This is a genomic window from Bacillus sp. ISO11, from assembly GCF_003458115.1.
Lineage (GTDB): Bacteria > Bacillota > Bacilli > Bacillales > Bacillaceae_G > Bacillus_A > Bacillus_A cereus.
Window position 1 is genome coordinate 20,967 of sequence record NZ_QXCO01000006.1, and the last position, 17,887, is coordinate 38,853.

A 17,887-nucleotide genomic window follows, 5' to 3' on the forward strand; every position below is an offset into this window, starting at 1 on the left:
AAAATACGAAATTTATGTAACATTATGCAAAATTACATAAATTGTGGTCAATATTATAAATAATGAACGGAACACATATGTACATTATTTTGAATAAAAGAGAATCCTTATAGACACTCATCCAATTGGTTAGTTATTAATTATCTATATTCATTCTAATAAAAGTATACTTACATCTAAATAACAACATAAAAACCCACTCTTTACTATTGTAAGAGTGGGTTTCATACTATTAAAATAACAATTACTATAAGAAACCTTATAATTTATATTTTTTTAGTAATCCTATTAAGTTTTTTATAAAATTCACCTTTTGTCTTTGCATGATTAAACTCATTTGGATTAATATTTGCTTTTTGTGCGAGTGCTACAATCTCTTCTTTTGAAATTGAGTCTTTCGTATTTATAGATGCTATATTTGTGTATTTTCCGTCTTCTGTTTTTGGAATTTCTAAAATCCCTTTATTCACAAGATCAACTACAGCCTTATGCTCTGAAGAATGTAAATCTACACCAGTAATTTTCCAATTACGCATAACTTTTGGTGTGTATACACCGTTCTTTACCTCTTTTAAATATGTAATAGCAAGGTTACGAATGGTTCCACCAGTTTCTCCAAATGCATTCTCTTGTTTAGATGACCAAATTTGTTCAAACTTACGCCCCTCTAAAGCTCCCCCTTTTGCCTGAAGAGCCTCCATTCTATATGCATTCATTCCCAGCGTCATAACATCGCTCGTTTTGATTGGTTTGTTTGTACGAATAGAGCGTAAATTTGTAATTCTACTTCCATATGGTTTTGTTAAGTCAATTTCGTATTTTACGCCTCCAAAGAAATCGTTCGTACTGTATTTAGATGCACGGCGGGTTTTATCAAAGCTAACGGTTACATCTCCGGCACGAGATGAGTTAAAATATCCTGCTGCCCATTCCATATAGTCTTTTAAATCTTTTCCAGAAATCTTATATACTGTAATTTCTCCCAAGGCATATTGGTAATTGTACGCAATATCTTTTTTCTTAATAGGACCTATATCCAAACGGGCATAATCATTATCAATTTGATGGGCTACTACATCCGCTTTACTGTAGTAGAGCATGACTTCATGAAAGAAATCTGATAAAGGTGTTTCTTGAATCTGAACACTTGGAATACCTTTTATTTCATTTTCAGGAACAAGATTTCTCCCCTTTAATTGAGCGACTACAACATTTGCATCTCCTCTCGCATATTCGTGAAAAGGTGTTAATGTTTCTTCAAGTGTAGGATCAGATAATATCGTTGTTCCATCAGCATTTTTTACAGGTATAGCGGTAGCAGTTTTATTTTTTAAAGTCAACTTCCCATCTTGCTTTGTAAAAGTAAGGTCAATACGTGAAATATGTGTTCCATATTTATCTGGTTCTGTAATAATTACGCCATTTACAACTTCTTTTTTTACAAGTTTATGCATGTGAGCCGCAAAAATAGCGCTTAGTTCCGGACAAGCATTTGCAATATCTTGAACACCAGTACCAGGGATACCATTCTCATTTTCTAATCCCATATGCATAACTCCTACCATTACATCTACTTTACCTTCTAATTCCTTAATTGCCTTTTTCGTCTCTTCTACCGGATTTTTCACCACTAAACCATCTAAGTGATCTGTCCCTTTTTCAAAATCACTAATCATTGGTGTATTCATACCAATAATCCCAACTTTAATTCCACCTTTTTCTACAATTGTATATGCAGGAAGAAAGCGCTCTCCATTTTCCTTATAAATATTTCCTGCTAACGTTTTTCCCTTATATTGCTCACTAACTTTTTTCAATGTATCTAATCCAAAATTGAATTCATGATTTCCAAATGCCCAGGCGTCATATCCCATTGTATTCATCGCTACCATCATTGGCGATTGTGGTTTATCGTTGAATAATTCTACTGAGTTTCCTTGAATTGTATCCCCAGCATCTACTAATATGGTATTTGGATTTTCTTGACGGACCTTCTTTATAACCGTATAAAGCTGCGTCAAACTTCCACTCATATTTGCTCCATCAAGCGCATAATCCCAAGGCATAAATCTACCATGAATATCTGCAGTACCTAACAATGTGATATTAACTTCAGATTCCTCAGCCTTAGAGATAGGTGGTTTGACTATTACTGCTGTTCCAAGCAGTAATAGAATTACAAAGCAACATACATAGTTCTTCCATTTCATTTTTTGCATAATAATAATATTTCTCCCCTTTTTGTACTTTCATAAAGTTGCTTGAACTTTAAAAATGTAACTTATTATTCAGGAAACTTCAACTACAAAAGGTAATTTTGAAGGTAGTTCTGTTGCAAAATAAAGAGAATAAATTGCATACATCCCCTAACAGAATTGTATTTTATCGTTTCCTGACAGAATACCCCTTCCTTAAGCGTGTGAAGAGTACTTTCAAAATAAGGACATATCATTCATCATTATAAAATCATTATTTCAATTTACTAAAATTCGCATATAAAATATGTTATGATGATTATTTTTTTGAATTTCATTGTCGAAGTATTTCCTTCTCAATGAAAATACTTCCAAAAAAATAACCCCGTTCTTCATTTAAGACGGGGTTACACTTATACAGAAAATCGGATAGTTTCATATTTTCTTAAGTTTATTGGTTACTTTCAACTAATTTCATTCTATTTTTGTTTTCTTCTGAATCAATATGAATCAACCGTTTTCCCTGTTTATAATACGCATCAATAAATAGGGAATGATTTTTACTTTTCAATTTCACAAAGCAATTTTATCTCTTTTATTTGTGAAATATGACGCTGTTCATGTAAATAGATCAGTTCTATCCACTGATCAAGGGATAATTCTCCAAGAGCTGGATGCATCACTGATTTTTTCGCTAATATAGACTCATCTTCTATTGTACTCAGGAAACGCATCAATTCTTTTCTTGATTCGTTTAGCATATTGAGCATTTGCTCCACTTCAAATGGTTCTATACTTGGTTCAATCATTTCTGGAGCTATAAACTTTTTCGTTCTATCTAATAAAATAGTGTGAATTTCTTTACGCTCATTTTGGGTACTATCTAACTTTTTTAATCCTGATGAAATAACTGTTATAACTCTCTCATCTAATAAAACTAAATGATGACAAACTTGTGCAATACTCCATTTATCCTTATCTGGTTTCCTATTAAATTGAGCATCACTCAACAAATTAATTTCCTCAATTAATTGATCTCTCGTTTCATAAAACTTGTCATTTACAAATGTATCCATGTGGATTCTCCTTTCATTGCAACCTACATACTTAAATTCCTACGCTAGAAATATTATCTTCAAAAAAAGTTTTTCTTTCACTACTATTCCAATTTCATTTTAAAGCTACAAATGAAATTATTTGTTTTTTATATCTTTTTAATTGGCACAAATAAATTAACCTTTAACTTTCCGTCTAGATCTTCAGCAACATTATTTAAGCAAAACTCTAAATTATCTCTATCATAATCTGCATCATACTCACTATTTGGTAGCCACTCTGCATACATGTATTGATACGCTTCACTTAATTTATGAGGTTCATCATAGAACTGGTATAGACCATATGTACCTCCATCTAATCTTTTAAATTGCACATCATGATGCTTTTCTTTATCGAAGTTTTCAGGAATCGTAACACATGCATCATGCCGGCACTTATGACTTGCAACAAGTTCAGGATTATCTAATGATATTCCGATAAATGATTGCTCTGGTGGATAAAGTTTATTTTCAATTGACCAATTCAGTAACTTTCCCCAGTGATCTTTTGGTTCAAAGTAGCTACCAGTTCGTCTTATATACGCTACTTTTAATGGTGGTAATTTTTTTATAAAAACTTTCATTTACATCTTCTCCCCTATAAATATGTACACTGTTTATTTAGCTTTCTTTAAATATTTATTCCTTCTTAAATAAAAAGAATCCTCTAATCACATGAATTTTAATTGAAATACAATTGATTACTATTACTACTACTAAAGTAGTATGTACTTTCATACTTTTATTTGATTTTAAAGTCTTTTTAAATCGATATATTGATTGTAGGAAAATAAAAAGGTGGAGGATTTTAATTGATTAAAGGAATATACGAAGCGCATTTACCAGTATAATGTCCTATCAATTTATCATTAAATAAATGTAAAAAATGACCCTATTTATTCATTTTTAATGCGTATGTATGTACATTTGTTAATTTATTCGATATATTATGGGTATTGAATGATTACGTGAAGTGTATAGGTCGCTTATATAACACCTTATATTTTTATATCCGTGAAAACTACAAAGTGTATGAAAATCCATTTGTCAAATGAATTTAGTGCGGAAGGAGGTTTGTGGTTACTTCATAGGGTATAATAATCAGTTTTTTACTGATAAAAATATAGGAGGCGACATAATGTTTCGTACGATTTCAAATTTCATGAGAGTAGCTGAGATAAGAAGGAAAATCCTTTTTACACTAGCGATGTTAATCGTTTTTCGAATTGGCACGTTTATTCCAGTTCCTCATACTAACGCAGAGGTATTAAAAGTACAAGATCAAGCTAACGTTCTAGGTATGTTAAACGTATTTGGCGGAGGAGCATTGCAACACTTCTCAATCTTTGCTGTAGGTATTACACCATATATTACAGCTTCCATCATAGTACAATTACTACAAATGGATGTTATACCTAAGTTTTCGGAATGGGCAAAGCAAGGAGAAATGGGCCGTAAGAAATCAGCTCAATTCACTCGATACTTTACAATCATTCTCGCATTCATACAGGCCATCGGAATGTCTTATGGCTTTAATAATATAGCAGGTGGACAATTAATAACAGATCAAAGCTGGACTACATACTTATTTATTGCGACAGTTTTAACTGCAGGTACTGCATTTTTACTTTGGTTAGGCGAACAAATTACCGCTAACGGAGTTGGTAATGGTATTTCGATGATTATCTTCGCAGGTCTCGTTGCTGCGATTCCAAATGTTGCAAATCAAATTTATTTACAACAATTCCAAAATGCTGGAGATCAGCTATTCATGCACATAATAAAAATTGTTTTAATTGGACTCGTAATTTTAGCGATAGTTGTTGGCGTTATTTACATACAACAAGCTGTACGTAAAATACCGATCCAATATGCAAAAGCTGTTTCAGGAAACAATCAATATCAAGGAGCAAAAAACACTCATTTACCGCTTAAAGTAAATAGTGCTGGTGTTATACCAGTTATCTTTGCTTCTGCATTTTTAATGACGCCGCGTACAATTGCGCAGCTCTTCCCTGATTCAAGCGTATCAAAATGGTTAGTTGCAAATCTTGATTTCGCACATCCAATTGGAATGACACTTTATGTCGGTCTTATCGTTGCTTTCACATACTTCTACGCATTTATTCAAGTAAATCCTGAACAAATGGCTGAGAATTTGAAAAAGCAAAATGGATATGTTCCTGGTATTCGTCCTGGTAAAGCAACTGAACAATATGTAACTAAAATTCTATACCGTTTAACATTTATCGGTGCAATTTTCTTAGGTGCTATTTCTATATTACCGCTCGTATTCACGAAAATTGCTACGTTACCACCTTCTGCTCAAATTGGTGGTACAAGCTTACTTATCATTGTCGGTGTAGCACTAGAAACTATGAAGACGCTAGAAAGCCAGCTTGTAAAACGTCATTATAAAGGCTTTATTAAAAAAGTGAATTAATTATAAAAAACACAGTTGGTTATTTTTCCAACTGTGTTTTTTATTTTATCAGTCCTATAATATACAGGGCTGTTGCTTTATGGAACTACATCTCCTTCTCTAATAACCGCCCTTTTTTGAAATAAGCCCGTAGTGTTGAACGATTGGCCAAAAATACACCAATCAATATAAAACAAGCCCCCATTCCCATTGTAGGATTTAAAGGTTCTCCTAAAATGATATATCCCACAATTATTGCAATTAATGGTGATACATATAACCACGTCGATGGAAATACTGGATTTGTTTTTGATAAGAGCCAGTAATATAATCCGTGTCCACCAATCGATCCGATAAATATGAGATATAAAATAGGCCATTGCACACTCCATGAAGTTAATACGGTTACATTTGGTTGTTCTACAATAATAGATGTGATTAGTAGTAAAATCCCTCCATAAAACATTTGAATACCGTTAATAAGAAATGGTGATACATTTGATAGATCTGAAAGTATTTCTTTCGAACGAATAGAGCCTATTCCGTAAAATAACTCTCCTATAACTAAAACAATACAAGCAATACTCCATATGAAACTTACTTGTTGATGCATTCCTGGTAAAGAAACAAATATAACACCTATTAGTGCAATAACTAAAGCAACGAGTTGTTCCTTTTGTAATTTCTCCCTATTCCTCTTTGCTTGTATTAATAAAATCATCATTGGTCCCGTAGCAGAAAGAACAGCAGCTAATCCTGAAGAAATATATTGTTCTGACCAATATAAACTTGCGAATGTCATAAATGTTAAACAAAATCCAGCATACATAATGCGTTTTGAAAATATATGTGGCATAATTTCTTTTCGCTTGAATTTAAAAATAATCATAAGGATTATGCCCGCTAAAAAGAAGCGAATTCCTGCTGAAAACAACGGTGGCGCGCCTGCTTCAATTCCAATTTTTATCGTTAAAAATGTTGTCCCGAAAATAATACATACTAAAATGTAATTAAAAATGACCATTTTTCTTCCTCCTTTTTACTCTTAAAATGAGTATAGAGGGTATGGTGTATAACAGTGTATCTGCGTATATAACAGTTACCTAAAATCATAGTTGATTCTATTTATATTTTTCGCTTTAATTAAATAAAAACGAAAAAGGTGAAACCATGAAGATTGTCCTTCGTAAAGAATCCAACATACCGTATTATCAGCAAATATATATGCAAATTGTAGAAAGAGTACAAAGTGGCATGCTTTCGCATGGTGACTCACTCCCATCTTTACGCTCTATGGCCGAAAATTTGCAGATTAGTCTATTAACTGTTCGTAAAGCATATAAGCAGTTAGAAAAGAAAGAATATATACGCATCGAACAAGGAAAAGGTGCTTACATATATAAACGGGTAAAGAAAGATTTCAAACCAATTCCGTATAAATGGCAACAAACGAAAACGATTAATGTTATGCGTTCTCAATATGCAATGAATAAGCACCGTAAATATTATAATTTTTCACAAGCAATTCTGTATCCTCGTCTGTTACCAAATCCATTTTTGGCAGATGAAATGCATAAATTGCTGGATAAAAATCCGATGTTGTTAGCAACTTATGGGCCAGTTCAAGGCGATTATGAATTGCGAGTTGAAATAGCAAATTACTTAAATGAACACCAGAAATTAGTGACAGACCCATCTCAATTATTAATTACAAGCGGCGCACAACAAGGAATTGATTTAATTGCTCAAACATTATTAAAACCTGGAGATATTGTATTAGTAGAAAGTCCATGTTACAGTGCTGCGCTTGATATTTTCATCAATAAAGGTGTTCAAATCATTCCCGTTTCTCTTGATAATCATGGAGTTCGCTCCGACTTAATTGATGATATTTGTCAAAGTAAAAATCCCGTTTTATTGTATACGAATCCCACCTTCCAGAATCCGACAGGTACAGTAATGAGTAAAGAACGAAGAATGGAACTTATAGAACTATCGGAGCTATATCAATTTTTTATTATTGAAGATGATTCTTTCGGAGAAATATATTTTGAGGATGCTATAGTCCCGCCCCCAATCAAAAGTTTTGATAAAGATGGCCACGTAATATATATAAAAGGATTTAGTAAAACGTTAGCACCAGGACTGCGTATCGCAGCACTTATTGCCGATGGCCCTATTTTTGAATGGCTATATGCAGTAAAAGGTTCGATGGATATCGGTAGTCCTTTATTAACACAGAAGGCGCTTCTACCATTTTTACGTGCAGAACGTATGAAAAACCATTTAGAAAAATTACGTACAGCTTTACAAATGAGACGTGATTTAACAATTGATACATTGTCGCCATTAAAAGAACTAAACTTTGAAATACCAAATGGAGGTTTTAATTTATGGGTGACACTGCCTGATTCGATAGATCCCTTTACCTTATTACAAAAAGCAAATGAAGTAGATGTCTCTTTTTTACCAGGAACAGCTTGTCTATTAAATTACGAAACAAATGATAACCAATTAAGAATTAGCTATTCAATGTTAAACGAGAAAGATATGGAAATTGGATTAGAAAAATTACACGATACAATACGAAACAGTATTTGTTAGAAGTAATATCACAATAGCTAACAATAAATAATACCTGAAAATGAAAATGTATAGTATGGGATATTATTTATTGTTGAGCTTTTTCGTTATTCTGAACAACCGGTTTTAAAACTTGCCTTTCTTTTAATTCTTCAACACTACCATATTGATCAATAACAATTGCTTTCATTTCCTCTCCTCCTTGCTGTTTATTTTAATAACATACAATTATTTCTCAAAATTTTTTGCCTTGAATTAACATATAATTATTTTTGGGGGTAATTATGCAAGAAGCATTATAAAGTGAAACTTTAATCAACCCTCGCCAATCGGGCTTTTCCGGGCAGTTGGTCCCCTCCCAACTTCTTTACTTTCCCGGAATTTTGAGATGGGACTCTTACTGCCCGGCAAATAGCGGGATAAATTCCAATACGAATCTTACACACATCTTAGAATCATCCAAAACTGTTTTATTAATTAAATTCAAAAGAAATGAGGCCTAACTATATGAGTGAAAAGATATTTAAAATAAACGGAATTGATATATGTACAGAAAGCTTTGGGAACCCTAAGAACCCTGCTATTTTATTAATTATGGGCGCTACATGTTCCATGGTTTATTGGGACGAAGAGTTTTGTGAGCTGTTGGCTAGTACGGGGAAGTTTGTTATTCGCTTTGATAACCGTGATGTTGGACGCTCTGTTGCCTATGAACCTAGAACTTCCAATTATACAGTAACAGATATGGCTGAAGATGCAATTGGAGTACTAGATGCTTATCATATTGATAAAGCTCACCTATTTGGTATGTCATTAGGTGGTATGATTGCTCAAATTGCTGCTGTAAAACATCCCGAAAGAATTTTGACGCTAACTTTACTAGCGACTAGTGTAATAGGATCTGATGACAATACTCGCGATTTACCTCCAATGGATGAAAGGATTTTAACACATCATGTAAATGGCACAAGTATAGATTGGGCAAATAAAAATGATGTGGCAGAGTATTTAGTTTCAGGATCTCGTCTATTATGTGGATCAGAACGAATATTTGATGAAAATAGAGTTTATAAACAAGTAAAACAAGAAATAGAACGCGCAAACAATTTATTAAGTATGTTTAATCACGCTTTACTTCAAGGTGATGATGCATATGAAGGTGTACTTCAATCCATACAAGCACCTACATTAGTTATTCACGGAACAGACGATACAGCACTACCATTTGAACATGGCCTCGCACTAATTGATGAAATTCCAAACTCAGTACTATTAACCCTTAAAGGGGCAGGCCATGAAAACCATCCAGATGACTGGGAAAGCATAATTAATGCTGTTTCTAAACATACAGCTAAAATTTAGATAAATAACTAATGGAAGGGTCACAAATTGTATTGTACCCCTTCCATTTACAAACAAAACCCCATCACTGTATTCGTATGTATAGTGATGGGGACTTCTTATATTTTTCTATGTTTAAAAAAATGGACAATCTAATTGATCAACAGATTCCCATAATTTTTTTTTTGCATTTTCGGTGGATATATTTGTGTCTAGTGTCATGTTTTTAAAAGGGTTTACTTCGACTTTTAATAAGGATGAAGGCTCCACATATAATGAGAAAACATGGCTGCTTGGTAAAGCTTTAGAAACGTCAATATCTCCTACTTGTTTAAATAGTTGCTGCGCAGCAAAGAAGAAGAAATTAGTTGGATTTGATTGTTTATTCAGCCACGCAAGCATTTCAGGTGATACCGATTTATGAATATTGATTTTTACTCGATCACCACGTTTATATCGCCTAGATCGCATACTTCCACCAACTAACTTATCGTTAAGTTTGTAAATCCTAACTCTTTTTGCTTATGCTCTCTATATTTTGGCGAACAAGTATAGACTAATAATCCTCGTGCATTTGTAAATAACGGATTATCTACAAAGATTACATTTTTGAGTCGTCCTTTTTGCTTTAAAATCATTTTTAAACTGTTTTTAATAATTACTGCACCCCCGCCATAAATAAACACGTATGGATCGTCTTTCATATCATCAATTTTATTTATAATATCTGTTGCAACACGCGCTGCTAAACCTAATAGCGCTGGCTGTGATTCCTCAACTAATAATGTATTTCTCGGATGCTTATCATTTAAATAAATTTGATTGAATTCTGTAATACTATCAATCGTTTTAGTTGGATACTTCCGGTTCCATCTCGTAATGATTTGTAGTAACGTCTCTTTTACACCATAAGATAAACCTTTACTTAGTTGCGGACGGAAATTCACCCCTAATGAAACGACTTCTTCTGTCGTCCCTGCGCCAATATCAAAAGAGAGTAGAGTTTTATCTACAAAATCAATTTCAGAAACTTGATTTTGCTCACATTCTATTTTATGTTTCACAACATTTCCTTCTTCATCGTATACAATGCCCCACGTCCCAGAAGCCCCCTCAGGCAGGCATTTACAATACTCAATTGAAACATTAATTGTCACATCGCGTCCGTTCGGATAATGGAAAATAACCTTGTGATTTCCCATATAACGTTTTGCATTTTCAGCAGCTATTTCTTGTGTAATAAGCTGCATAGGAAGAGCGACAGATAAATCATAACGAATATTAATATGGCTAGAAGTTGGACTTTGACGCATAGCGCTTACCGCCAAACCTGATAGTATTGTAATAACCATTAACTCATCCGTTGACTTATTTGATTTCTTCTCTACCTCAGTACCTTTTAATTGATCTTGAATGACTTTTTCTCCAACGATGTATCGTACATTATTTAGCATTAACGATGGCGAACTTATAGTCACATCAATGTGGTTTTCTAATTCAGATAATGAAACATCTACCTCATCTAAGAGTCCTGTAGGCTCACCTATATATAAAGAATAAATACTGGGAATAAAAATAGGGTCTTGCCCTTTCACCATTAACTTCAAACCGTTGTTTCCTGCATCTGCACCAGCTTTTAAAAGTATAGACATAACTACCCCCTAAATTAATCTGACATCCCTTCCAAATATATGCGAGCCCATTCTTTTACATTCAAATGTATTGTAATTTTTTATTTATCATAAAACCAAAATATTGCATACTTACATATTTTATGTAAAAAGTATTTGACATGATACTTTTCCAATTTTATACTTATATTTGTAAAGAGTTTTTTACAATCGAGGGGGCAATTATTTATTGAATACTAAAAAAATTATTTTTATAATCATTGTTTTAGCATTAATTGCAATACTAGTACATGGCACATATAAATACATAACTGAAGGTTCTATTTTGGGCGGTACGATTTTTGCTATTTCGTTAATACTTAGTAATTTAATTAATTACATTACTTGGGGAGATCCCCACGGTGTATCAGAAGAAAGTCAAGATGAAATGGGACAACAAATTACATATAAAAGCTTTAAAATTGCATATTTTGTGCTTGTAGTTGTAATGTTCCTTATATTAATCTTCTCTGAAGGATTTTCTATGGGGGCTAATTTAGATGGAGTAAAAAACCTCCCTCTGTTCATCGCAATTTGCTCTTCATTCTTTATTTATCCTATTGTCGAACTCGTAGTTGCAAAACAATATAAATAAAAAGATGAGGTTTTCTACATGTAGAAAACCTCATCTTTTTATATTTACATACCCTCTACAATTGCTTTTAATTTGTTCACAGTCCGCCAATTCCTAACTGTAGCTGGTGTATGTAACTTCTGAAACTGGTTCATTAATTTAGAATTTCGAATGCTATTTTTGAAAAACAAATAAACGACTTTCTCATCTATATAGCAATCTTCAAGTTCACTTTTAAATATAAGCAATTGACTACTCTCTTCTTCAGAAAGTACATTAGCTAAAAAAGCAACATGAACACTTTCTCCTTCTAACAATGAATGAACTTCATACGGACATTGCTTAATAATATTTATAAATTCATCATGTGTTCTTAGCATGACTGGAACATCGAAATCAAATTCATTTTTTATTTCCGTTTGTATTCGGTCTTTTAGAAAGTTTATATCTTCCTCAGATTCGAACACGATATTACCACTTTGTATATACGTTTTCACTTGTTTTAACCCTATTGATTCAAACACTCGTTTTAACTCAGCCATTTTGATTACTTTATGTCCACCGACATTGATTCCTCTTAGTAATGCAATATAAAGTGTCATACTATTTCCCCCACAATAAAATGAACTTATCAATTGAATCGATTTCCCCACTCATATTTCTCGGATATTTGTTTTAATTCTTCTAACATATCATGAATAGATAATACCTCAAATAAAATAATATACTCACTTGAAAAATGGTGATGATAATGATTTGGTTTATAATCTTTTAAATCATTTTTATAACTCCAAGTTGAGATATTAAAAAATTCACAAACTAACACTGTAAGAAAAACTGCAATCCCAGTTTTAATCACTCTTCCCCCAACGATATTCCATTTTCTATCTTGATTCATTTTTTATATCCTTCATTTCTATTTCATTTTATATACATATATTGTATATTATTAAAATAAAAAAACCTACTACATGAATATTCAAGAGTAAGTTTTCTATCTCATTATTTCATTATAGACAAATGCATTATTATTTGTTGGCCTATTGGTCCCATTCTTCTAAAACCTTTATCTTGGAAGCCGACTTTTGCATATAAATTTTGTGCAGGAATATTTCTTTCATTCACAGCAAGTACAACTTCATTTTTTATTGGAAAATAACGTTTTACAAACTCGTCTAATAATAACAATGACTTTTTAGCGTATCCTTTTCTTTGTCTATTGTGATTTATAGAAAATGAGGTTAAAAGTAAAGCGTTTTTATTGTCTGTAAATTCCTGTACTCTATCGCCTGTTTGCAATGCGAGAAGACCCACCGGTACCCCATTGTAATCTAAAATAACAATCACATTTTTTGTACGATCACTTTTTGCTTTCTCCAGTAATGCGCTTGGATCTGATGTAAACTGAACTTGTTCACTTGGTAAAGTAAATGTTTGTATAACTTCTTTATATTTCTCCTTATACGGAACTAATTGAATTTCCCCTGTGTGTATGTTCATGCTAAACTCTCCCATTTTTTAGCTTATTAACTTATACCTTGCTGTGCTTTTGAATGCACTCTTCCATCTAAAAAGGTAATTTCAACAAATGAATTTGGATTGTTTCCTTTCCAAGCAAAAATTTGTTTAATTTGTGGAGAATGTTCTACCCCTTCTTCTATAAGTAAATCTCCTTCAAAACCAATTAAATCTTTCACTTCTGTATAAGTCATTCCTTCATTTATACTCGAGAAATGATTTATATTGATAGACTCTTTCTGTTGCCTTTCCATCACAGTAGAAGAAGTTGCTGTTTGATTTTTCACTTCTTTTCTCTGTTCACACGCTGTCATACTGAAACCTAAGCATAAACTAAACAATATACATGCGCTTTTTTTCATCATAACAGTTGTCCCTCCCCTCATAATTAAACCATATTTTCCCTTAAAAATAAACTGAATATTTAATATTATATTTAAAAACCTCGTACAATTAAGTACGAGGCTAATTTCATTTATTCAAATGATTATTTGATTGATCATTCTGTTCTTTTCTTAACTCTTGTTCTTCATCTTTTGGTAATTGTTTATCATTATCCTTAATTGGATTCGTTTCTCTATTTTCTATCATATCATTTGGAACTTGTGGCATTACTCGGCCCACAATAGCGGCTAATTCATCTAGTATACCTTCACCTGTTTTTCCTTTTTTAATTTGCTTTCCAATTTGTTTGAGGCGTTCATACGTATCAACATCTGCTACAACGACTGCATTAGCACCGTCAGGGTCATTTTTTAAACTTTCTGCAACAGAGTATTTAATTGATTCAACTCGAGTTCGATCAAGTTTTGCTTTTACATCAATACCTACAATAGCATATTTTCCAACAACGACCGCGGTTGCATCATTCACACCTGGCACACTTGCCGCTAAAGATGCTAAATGATCTGCTGCTTTTTCATTTGGCTTATTTGATTTATTCGTATAATTAACATTTTTCATTGAAACATTTTTTTGTTCCGTTTTTTCGTTTGGATTGTCTTTTTTTCCAATACTGCATCCAGTTATAACAAAGCAAAGCATCAATATATATATTAGAGTTTTCATTATTTTCACCACTTCACTATTAAGGTTTAATCATAAATTTTTTCAACAGCTTGCATTTTCTTTACCTTTTCCTCGGCCCCGCTATTAGCATTAATGAATATTTGGTACGTATCTTTTCCTAATGTGCCTACAAATTCATAGCAAAGTACTTCATTATGCAAATCATTGACTACTAAAGCTTTACGTTCTTCCATGACTTTTACATCCGGATTGATTTTCTTTCTTGCTTCTGCTGCAGTTAGCTTTGCCGATGGAACTGTTCGCTTTTGATGTGATGCTAAATATTCTTTTGCGGAGAACCCAACGATAGAACCATCATCTAAAGCAATTTTCATTTGGATTGCTTCTGGATAAATTCGTACTCCATTTTCATTTACTACATACGTAAATACACCAACATTATCATATTGAGAGCTATCATAAAGCTCCATATTATTAAACTTATGGTCCTTTAAAAATTTCAAACCTTTACTACCTGCATCGTTTAAACTAACTTTCTGTTCTTTAATTTCGCGGTTATTCATAACCCAAATTGGATATCCGCCTTTTCCGGTAATATCCATATAGAACTCATTGTTCGTTGCTTCATCTTTAATTTTCACACTATAGAAGGATTCTTTCGCACCTTTTCCGCTTTTCTCAACATCTACTTTTTCATTTCCTTTTAAATTCAAAAACGATTTGGCAATTTTCGCCGCTTCATCTTTAGAAATTGCCTTTCCTTCCGCTTCAAATCCGCCTTTTTTATTTTTTTGCGCACTTGTAAAGGTCGGTCCGAAGTTTGTAGAAGAATATGATGTTACGTTTTTCTCTACAGTTTTCAATCCATCAATAATTGTGTTATCTGCTGGATCGCGATTTGATGCAAGTGCCATTTCTACATCCATCCAACGTAAATTATTTTTCAAAACAAGATGTTGTACTTTTCTTAGTTCATCTTGTATATTTCCTGCATTTGAATATAAAGTTTGCAACGTTTTATATTCTTGCTCATTTAACGGTTCTTTTTCTAAATCACGAATGGCTGCACGGTAACTAAAATCACCGATATTCGCTAAAAATTCTTCCGTTTTATTAAATGGCATTAATGTTAAAGGAAGTTGCCCTACATCTGAGCGAGCTTCAGATGTTAAACGCCATACATCCGCTAATGCAGGTGATAAAGATGATCGTGAATTCATCGCAAGTGTTGTGCCAATTTTATCGTGTAATAAATCGACTTCGTATGCTAAATCATGGAATGCACGTTGATAGCTATTTTCCGCTCGAATTAAAACCGCATTTTTCTCTTGGTGCTCTTTATAGCCCCAATACCCTGTTCCTACTACACCTACTGTTAATAATACAATGATAATACCTCGTAACATTGTCCCACCTCCACTCTATTTACAGAAAATATGTTTACCGATTTTTTTAATTTGTGGACGAGTCCAAATCCATTTACTAGTCGCAGTATCTGGATTGAAATAATATAAAGCATTTCCTGTTGGATCCCATCCGTTAATCGCATCTAAAACTGCTTTTTTTGCTGTTTCATTTGGCGTTAAATATATTTGTCCATCGGCTACCGCTGTAAATGCTCTAGGCTCAAAGATTACACCTGAAACAGTATTTGGGAATGACGCACTTGTAACACGGTTCAAAATGACAGCAGCTACTGCAACTTGTCCTAAATATGGTTCACCGCGTGATTCTCCGTATACTGCGTTTGCCATAAGCTGAATATCATTTTGAGAATAACCGTTCGGCACATTTGTCCCTTTATTTTGAGGTGGTTTATTCTCTTGTGCAGTGCCACCACTATTTCCTTTATTTGTTGTCGTCCCTTTATTAGCAGTTGACTTGTCATACTTCGTTGCTTTCACGAGCATTTGCTTCGTTTTAGCTCCAGCTAAACCGTCAACGGGTAATCCGAATTTCTCTTGAAAATTCCGAAGTGCCCAATATGTACCCCATCCGAAAACACCATCCACTTTTCCCGTATAAAATCCGTTATATTTCAAACGAGATTGCAGTTCAATGACATCTTCGCCAGATGCCCCTCTTTGAATGACTTGATTAGAAAAAGCTTCTACATTCTTTAGTTGTATACTACTGACCATTAAAGACAGTCCTATGAACGCAAGTAAAACTGCTATTTTAAAAATAGCCTTTTTGTGCATAATTTTCCCTCCTTAATTACGGAAATGATTTCTTGGTTATGTTTTGTAAAAGCCTCGCTTTTATGTAAAGAAGACAAAAAAATCCAAACTCATATCGTTGAAAAAATATGTAAACAATATACAAAAAAGATAAAAGGAGTTCATCATGAAGAAATTGTTAAAGCGTGTCGCACTTGTCATTCTGTTCCTAACAACATGTTCAAATATATATACAGGCTCATCAATTGTTCGTGCGCAGCCGCCGTATGCCAAATGGGGTAAGCTTGCCGTAGAAAAGACGAAAGAACAATACCCAAAAGCAGAAATTATTGACTATCTTCATATAGGTAGAAAACCAAAAACAGTTCAAATAACTGTTGAAAAATTTAAATTGTGGTTACGTGAGAACGGAAAAGAATACGGTGTTTTTGTTGATGTAGAATTTGAAACGAAGACGGAGAAATTTATAAAGTTGTCGTTTCAGAAGACGAGTAGATAAAGTGAAACTTTAATCAGTGGGGGTTTTGTTCATCTCCCACTAATCATCCGCCCTCACCAATCGGACTTTTACGGGCAGCCCGACAAATAGCTGGATAAAGTGAAACCCCCACTGTTAAAACAGACACAGTGGGGGTTCTTGCATTTCTAAAATTTTTCCCTAAAGTTTCGATTCCCTAAAAATCTTACCAATATACAAATAGAGCCAATTACAACTGCTATCCCTATACTGTATAAAAGTACTTTACCATACCCACCTATTCTTGGATCTAAAAACGGATATGGATACCAATTCACGATTGGGCCACGTATTAAGCTATATACAACGTAAAAACACGGGAATAAGAGCCAACTTGCAGATTGTTTCCAAGTGATTTTCTTAATAGGTGGATTTAAAATCCAATCTAAAAGCATTGCAATCGGCATGATATAATGTAGCACAGTATTTACCCATGGTATTGCCGTTTGAAGTGACTCTTCTAACCCTCTTAGTAACAAAAAATAAACGAGTCCTGTCGTAAGTATGTATACCGTTGCCGCACCACGAAGTATACTAAACTGTTCTGAGCGACCAAATGTAGCTGTTCCGATACTACTTAAAAGGAGAATACATGCAACTAAAATGTTACTTTCGATAGTAAAGAAACTAAAAAAGTTAACTGGATTGAACGGTTTCACTTGTGCCCTGATTATGAATTGCGTAATAATGGCGCTACATACTAGAAGACTTAAACAGAATCTAAATAAAGATAAAATTTTTTCATCCTTCATACATTCCCT

18 protein-coding genes and 1 pseudogene are annotated in these 17,887 nt (G+C 33.3%); 5 read left to right on the plus strand and 14 right to left on the minus strand.

The window, feature by feature from the left end; all coding sequences use genetic code 11:
* Positions 1–266: 266 nt before the first annotated feature.
* The 3 genes from D1166_RS07860 to D1166_RS07870 all read right to left on the minus strand — a co-directional run bounded on the left by D1166_RS07860 (position 267) and on the right by D1166_RS07870 (position 3,876).
* A complete protein-coding gene (locus D1166_RS07860; RefSeq protein WP_097861604.1) occupies positions 267–2,219 on the minus strand; it encodes a bifunctional metallophosphatase/5'-nucleotidase in 1,953 nt (650 codons plus the stop codon).
* A gap of 536 nt (positions 2,220–2,755) precedes the next feature.
* Positions 2,756–3,271 carry a DinB family protein gene (locus tag D1166_RS07865; protein ID WP_097861603.1) on the minus strand — a complete coding sequence of 172 codons (516 nt, stop codon included), beginning with the start codon at positions 3,269–3,271 and terminating at the stop codon, positions 2,756–2,758.
* 128 nt (positions 3,272–3,399) lie between these two features.
* Positions 3,400–3,876: an AraC family transcriptional regulator gene (locus D1166_RS07870; RefSeq protein WP_118043266.1), complete on the minus strand. Its 477-nt coding sequence runs from the start codon at positions 3,874–3,876 to the stop codon at positions 3,400–3,402.
* Positions 3,877–4,430: 554 nt separating this feature from the next.
* On the opposite strand from D1166_RS07870, the gene secY reads away from it, so the two are divergent.
* The gene (gene secY, locus D1166_RS07875) at positions 4,431–5,735 is read left to right on the plus strand and encodes a preprotein translocase subunit SecY (RefSeq protein ID WP_000490135.1); all 1,305 of its coding nucleotides are present in this window, start codon (positions 4,431–4,433) and stop codon (positions 5,733–5,735) included.
* An 85-nt stretch (positions 5,736–5,820) separates the two neighbouring features.
* On the opposite strand, the gene D1166_RS07880 is transcribed toward secY, so the two are convergent.
* Positions 5,821–6,738, minus strand: a complete 918-nt coding sequence (locus D1166_RS07880) for a DMT family transporter (RefSeq protein ID WP_097856011.1) — start codon at positions 6,736–6,738, stop codon at positions 5,821–5,823.
* Positions 6,739–6,884: 146 nt separating this feature from the next.
* Between D1166_RS07880 and pdxR the strand changes: the two genes are divergently transcribed.
* Together pdxR and mleBCA are read left to right on the plus strand one after the other, a co-directional pair.
* On the plus strand, positions 6,885–8,318 hold the full coding sequence (gene pdxR / locus D1166_RS07885; RefSeq protein WP_097856010.1) for a MocR-like pyridoxine biosynthesis transcription factor PdxR: 1,434 nt from the start codon (positions 6,885–6,887) through the stop codon (positions 8,316–8,318).
* Positions 8,319–8,804: 486 nt separating this feature from the next.
* Positions 8,805–9,659, plus strand: coding sequence for a BCA family alpha/beta fold macrolide esterase (mleBCA, locus tag D1166_RS07890; RefSeq protein ID WP_097856009.1), 855 nt, complete (start codon positions 8,805–8,807; stop codon positions 9,657–9,659).
* A 114-nt stretch (positions 9,660–9,773) separates the two neighbouring features.
* On the opposite strand, the gene D1166_RS07895 is transcribed toward mleBCA, so the two are convergent.
* Both D1166_RS07895 and D1166_RS07900 read right to left on the minus strand, forming a co-directional pair.
* Entirely contained in the window at positions 9,774–10,109 is a 336-nt protein-coding gene (locus D1166_RS07895; protein WP_001257759.1) for a hypothetical protein, read from the minus strand.
* 11 nt (positions 10,110–10,120) lie between these two features.
* Entirely contained in the window at positions 10,121–11,290 is a 1,170-nt protein-coding gene (locus tag D1166_RS07900; protein ID WP_000025622.1) for a ParM/StbA family protein, read from the minus strand.
* Between the two features lie 208 nt (positions 11,291–11,498).
* Between D1166_RS07900 and D1166_RS07905 the strand changes: the two genes are divergently transcribed.
* Positions 11,499–11,903 (plus strand): hypothetical protein, encoded by a 405-nt coding sequence (locus D1166_RS07905; RefSeq protein ID WP_097856008.1) that lies wholly within the window; start codon positions 11,499–11,501, stop codon positions 11,901–11,903.
* A 44-nt stretch (positions 11,904–11,947) separates the two neighbouring features.
* Here the strand turns inward: D1166_RS07905 and D1166_RS07910 are convergent, their stop codons facing one another.
* The 7 genes and pseudogenes from D1166_RS07910 to sleB form a co-directional block, all read right to left on the minus strand.
* Positions 11,948–12,484: a DUF1697 domain-containing protein gene (locus tag D1166_RS07910; RefSeq protein ID WP_000177395.1), complete on the minus strand. Its 537-nt coding sequence runs from the start codon at positions 12,482–12,484 to the stop codon at positions 11,948–11,950.
* 224 nt (positions 12,485–12,708) lie between these two features.
* Positions 12,709–12,780, minus strand: a pseudogene (locus D1166_RS32295) (hypothetical protein); the annotation flags it as partial.
* A 104-nt stretch (positions 12,781–12,884) separates the two neighbouring features.
* Positions 12,885–13,397: a GNAT family N-acetyltransferase gene (locus tag D1166_RS07920; protein ID WP_118043267.1), complete on the minus strand. Its 513-nt coding sequence runs from the start codon at positions 13,395–13,397 to the stop codon at positions 12,885–12,887.
* An 11-nt stretch (positions 13,398–13,408) separates the two neighbouring features.
* Positions 13,409–13,765, minus strand: a complete 357-nt coding sequence (locus D1166_RS07925) for a hypothetical protein (RefSeq protein WP_000976445.1) — start codon at positions 13,763–13,765, stop codon at positions 13,409–13,411.
* A gap of 106 nt (positions 13,766–13,871) precedes the next feature.
* Entirely contained in the window at positions 13,872–14,468 is a 597-nt protein-coding gene (locus D1166_RS07930; RefSeq protein WP_000854059.1) for a YhcN/YlaJ family sporulation lipoprotein, read from the minus strand.
* 26 nt (positions 14,469–14,494) lie between these two features.
* Positions 14,495–15,835, minus strand: a complete 1,341-nt coding sequence (gene ypeB / locus D1166_RS07935) for a germination protein YpeB (RefSeq protein WP_000943727.1) — start codon at positions 15,833–15,835, stop codon at positions 14,495–14,497.
* A 15-nt stretch (positions 15,836–15,850) separates the two neighbouring features.
* Positions 15,851–16,630 carry a spore cortex-lytic enzyme gene (sleB, locus tag D1166_RS07940; RefSeq protein ID WP_000549033.1) on the minus strand — a complete coding sequence of 260 codons (780 nt, stop codon included), beginning with the start codon at positions 16,628–16,630 and terminating at the stop codon, positions 15,851–15,853.
* Between the two features lie 145 nt (positions 16,631–16,775).
* On the opposite strand from sleB, the gene D1166_RS07950 reads away from it, so the two are divergent.
* Positions 16,776–17,108, plus strand: a complete 333-nt coding sequence (locus D1166_RS07950) for a DUF3889 domain-containing protein (RefSeq protein ID WP_097856005.1) — start codon at positions 16,776–16,778, stop codon at positions 17,106–17,108.
* 146 nt (positions 17,109–17,254) lie between these two features.
* Here D1166_RS07950 and D1166_RS07955 read toward each other — a convergent pair whose 3' ends face one another.
* On the minus strand, positions 17,255–17,878 hold the full coding sequence (locus tag D1166_RS07955; RefSeq protein WP_000650950.1) for a Pr6Pr family membrane protein: 624 nt from the start codon (positions 17,876–17,878) through the stop codon (positions 17,255–17,257).
* Between the last annotated feature and the right edge of the window lie 9 nt (positions 17,879–17,887).